Genomic DNA, 4206 nt, shown 5'->3' with positions numbered 1-4206 from the left:
GACTACATAGCAAAAATCTATGGTCATGATGACGATGGATTATGGGAAGAGAAAGTCATCATTGCCCATGGTGACGATATCAATTCAGCCTCCTTCAGCGCCGATGGACACCATGTGGTGACTGCCAGCCACGATAACACAGCGAAGATCTATAGTCTGGAGTCCGATGGATTATGGATAGAAAAAGTCAGAATTACTCATGATGACTGTGTCATCTCAGCTAATTTAAGCGCCGATTGTCGCCATGTTCTGACCGCCAGTTGGGATGGCACTGCGAAAATATACGGCCAGGAGGCGGGTGGAACATGGCAAGAACAAGCCACCATTTACCATGAAGTCGGTGTCGATTTAGCTGCCATTAGTGCCGATGGATACCATGTGGCTACCGTCAGTGGTGATTACAGTGTGAAAATCCATGGCTATGAGGACGATGGAACATGGAAAGAAAAAATCACTATTTTCCATAGTAACGTGGTCAAAACAGCGTCTTTCAGCCCCGATGGCTGCCATCTGGTGACCACCGGTGAAGATGGCGTGGCAATAATCTGTGGCCAGAAGGCCGGTAAGGGTGGATTATGGGAAGAAAAAGCCACCATCGACCATGGTGGTTATGACCACGTCAATTCAGCCACCTTCAGTGCCGATAGCCGTCATATGGTTTCTGCCAGTCACGATGGCAGAGTGATAATTTATGGCCATGACGACGATGGATTGTGGAAAATAAAATCCGAAATTGAACATGGTGGTCCGGTCAGCTCAGCCACCTTCAGTGCCGATGGCCGCCATGTGGTGACTGCCAGTGAAGATTATACGGCGATAATTATTGGCCAGGAAACTGATGAATCATGGGTAGAAAAAGCCTCTGTTTACCATTGGGAACCGGTCATATCAGCCGCCTTCAGCAACGACGTCAGCCATGTGGTTACCGTCGGCTTCGATGACAGGGTGAAAATCAATGAACTATTCATGGGCGATTGATTGTTTGCTTGCTTTCACTTTTCCGGAAGCCTACTGAAATAGTCATTCCGACAGGATATGAAGGTCAGTGTTTTTCAGTTTTGGTGAGCTGGCATCGTAGACCGGGCCGACTTGCCAATGCCTTTTGCCTTCGGCCTTCGGCCTGAATCAGGAAAACATCAAAATGATCGTAGTGAGGACCCACTGAACCCCCATCGATTGCATAGCTGATCATAATGTCTTCAAGTTGCCAGGAGGGCAGAAAGTCAAAGTAATCCAGCAGCGAGTGAACATCGGGAACCCAGTGATCCATAGCCTGAACCAGAAGTGTCCACTGACCGGGAGGCAGACAGGAAAAGTCAGACTCTCTAAAAGGTCCTCGTCTCAGCTCCCATGGAGTTTCTCCCTTTTCTTGGCGCTGTACCCCAGAGATCCGGCTTTAAAAGCCAAAGCCCGCTGGTTGGAGGAGTACGCTGATACCGTTTTGATGAAAGTGACCAATGCCGGTTGTGCCGGATTCGAACCTGACCCGTCAGAATATTCGGGCTTTGCCGCCTATCTCCAGAGGGTCAAGGCGCACCCGGCTTTTCAGAAAAGAATGGAGGGAGATGCCAGGTTTTTGAATTAATTAATCACAAAACCCCGAAAAACAATATTGAATACAGGTGTCATCCATTTCTGTGTAGAAGATCGAAACTCAGAAGGTTAGTGGAGAAAATGGTTGCTGTCGGTGGTAAATGTTAGTTTCACTTAACAATTTGTCAGGAACTTTTATGTTAAAACCGAATCCTATTATTAACATCAATTTTGAATATACCTTCTAATTGAGGATAAGCGCTAACCATGGAGTGACCAGATATGCGACAAATAAATAACCATTCAAACGTTTTGTCATTTTCTGCTCAACCTATATCAAAGCGAGCACGTACAGGTGTCAATGCAAATAGAGAAATCACTGTTTTTGAGGGTACTAAGCCTCCATTACTGAGTTTGTCTCGCCCAACACACTTAAATATTATTGAACGTTTGGGGCTTAAAGATATTACCCGTTTGAAACAGGTATGTACCTACTTTCGAAAGCTTATTAAAGAAGAAGGTTCTCTGGCAAAGGAATGGTATCGCCGTTTTTCCTCTGCGCACCAGTTTCTACTAAAGACAGTCGTCACCGCAAAAAGTGATCAGCAACTCAGTGCTTGGTTGGGGCAATTTACGAATAATCAGGCATTGATCGATTCAGTTTTAAAACGCCGGGACGATAATGGTCTATCTCCTGCTCTGCTCTTTTTCAACAACACCAATCTAATGTCGCAGTGCGAAACATTTAATGTCGATAAAAAAGTCACTATTTCCCATAAAGGCTTCATCAATTCGGCGACTTTCAGTAAAGATGGTCTCCACGTGGTGACTGCCAGTGACGATGGCACGGCGAAAATCTATGACAAGGAGCTCGACGGATCATGGACAAAAAAAGCCACCATTGCTCATGATAAATCGGTGGCATCAGCCACTTTTAGCGCCGATGGCCGCCATGCGGTGACCATCGGTGAAGATCACAAAGTGAAACTCTATGGCCGGAATGACGATGGATCATGGCAAGCAAAGGCCACAATATCCCATGATTCCTTTGTCAAGTCAGCCACCTTCAGTGCCGATGGCCGCTATTTGGTCACTGCCAGTGACGATGGCACGGCGAGAATTTACGGCTATGAGGACGATGGAACATGGAAAGCAAAAGCTACCATTTTCCACAATGGATATATCAGTTCAGCCACTTTCAGTGCCGATAGCCGCTATGTGTTGACTGCCAGCGGCGATCACACAGTGAAAATCCATAGTAAGGAGCACGATGGATCATGGCTGGAATCAGGCATCATTTATCACAATGATTTGATCAGCTCAGCGACCTTCAACGCCGATGCTAGCCGTGTAATGACCACGAGTTATGATGGCGGGGCGAAAATTTACGGTCAGGAGGAAGGTGGAACATGGGAAGAAAATTCCGCGTACTATGCTACCCATGCCGATTCAGTTGCCTTCAGCGCAAATGGCAACTATTTGGTGACCGTCAGTGACGATTACACGGTGAGAATCTATGGTCATGAGGACGACGGATTATTGGGATTAAAAACCACTATTTTCCATAAAAATAAGGTCAACTCAGCCGCCTTCAGTCCCGATGGCAGCCATGTGGTGACCGCCAGTAATGATGGTAAGGCGAAAATCTATGGCCAGAATAAAGATGGATCATGGGAAGAAAAAGCCACCATTCACCATGCCGGTGATGTTAATTCAGCCACTTTCAGCGCCGATGGCCGCTACGTGGTGACCGCCGGTGACGATGGCAAGGTGAAAATTTACGGCCGTGAGAGCGATGGATCATGGAAGAAAAAAACCACTATTTATCATAATGGTCGAGTCTATTCAGCCACCTTCAGTACCGATGGCCGCCATATAGTGACCGCCAGTAAAGATAAAACGTCGAAAATTATTGGCCTGACGGCTGAAGAATCATGGGTAGAAAAAGCCACTATCTCCCATCGGGGGCTGGTCTCATCAGCCACCTTCAGTGGCGACTGCAGCCATGTGCTTACCACTGCCGCAGACAATGGCTATCACAAGGCGAAAATCACTGAGCTGCGAATGAATGAATAATTGATTGTTTGCCTTCACTTTTATTCAATTTAAGAGGTTTCTTCTGAGTGACGCTATTTAGCGTGTGCTGAAAGACAGAAACTTTTGTTAGTTTCACTTAACAACATGTCATGAACTTTTACTTTAAGACAGAATCCAACCCTTAGTTTCAATTTTGGATGTTCTTCCTGATTGAAGATAAATAAAAACTATCAAACAAAGGATTGACAAAACATGGAATCGATAAATAACAACTCAAAAGCTGCTTTCTCATATTTACCAAAACCGCCTCAATCTATATCGGAGCATGCACCAACGGGTGTCAGTGGGGGTAGGGAAATCAGTGTATCTGAGAGCAGTGAGTCTCCGCTACTCAATTTGCCCCGCCTCACACAATTAAATATTATTGGCCATTTGGGGCTTAAAGATGTTGCCTGTTTGAAACAGGTATCTAGCCACTTTCAAGAGCTTATTAAACAAGAAGATATTCCGGCAAAGGCATGGTATCGCCGTTTTTCTTCAGCACACCAGTCTCTACTGAAGACAGCCATCACTGCAAGAAGTGATGAGCAACTTAGTGCCTGGCTGGGGCAATTTACGAATAATCAGGCGCTAATC

5 protein-coding genes are annotated in these 4206 nt (G+C 45.8%); 4 read left to right on the top strand and 1 reads right to left on the bottom strand.

Going from position 1 to position 4206, the window contains the following annotated elements:
* On the top strand, nt 1-978 hold a 978-nt coding region (locus tag KDK19_RS11440; protein ID WP_257253388.1), incomplete at its 5' end, for a WD40 repeat domain-containing protein.
* 64 nt (nt 979-1042) lie between these two features.
* On the opposite strand, the gene KDK19_RS11435 is transcribed toward KDK19_RS11440, so the two are convergent.
* A complete protein-coding gene (locus KDK19_RS11435; protein ID WP_306670852.1) occupies nt 1043-1270 on the bottom strand; it encodes a cupin domain-containing protein in 228 nt (75 codons plus the stop codon).
* A gap of 99 nt (nt 1271-1369) precedes the next feature.
* On the opposite strand from KDK19_RS11435, the gene KDK19_RS11430 reads away from it, so the two are divergent.
* The 3 genes from KDK19_RS11430 to KDK19_RS11420 form a co-directional block, all read left to right on the top strand.
* Nucleotides 1370-1585: a hypothetical protein gene (locus KDK19_RS11430; RefSeq protein ID WP_257253390.1), complete on the top strand. Its 216-nt coding sequence runs from the start codon at nt 1370-1372 to the stop codon at nt 1583-1585.
* A gap of 230 nt (nt 1586-1815) precedes the next feature.
* Nucleotides 1816-3609, top strand: coding sequence for an F-box/WD repeat-containing protein (locus KDK19_RS11425; protein ID WP_257291995.1), 1794 nt, complete (start codon nt 1816-1818; stop codon nt 3607-3609).
* Between the two features lie 213 nt (nt 3610-3822).
* Nucleotides 3823-4206: F-box protein (locus tag KDK19_RS11420; RefSeq protein ID WP_257291994.1), on the top strand; the 384-nt coding region annotated here is incomplete at its 3' end.

This window comes from Endozoicomonas sp. ONNA1 (genome assembly GCF_024606325.1).
GTDB lineage: Bacteria > Pseudomonadota > Gammaproteobacteria > Pseudomonadales > Endozoicomonadaceae > Endozoicomonas_A.
Note: the sequence above shows the minus strand (reverse complement) of the source record. Positions and strands in the feature narration are given on the sequence as shown.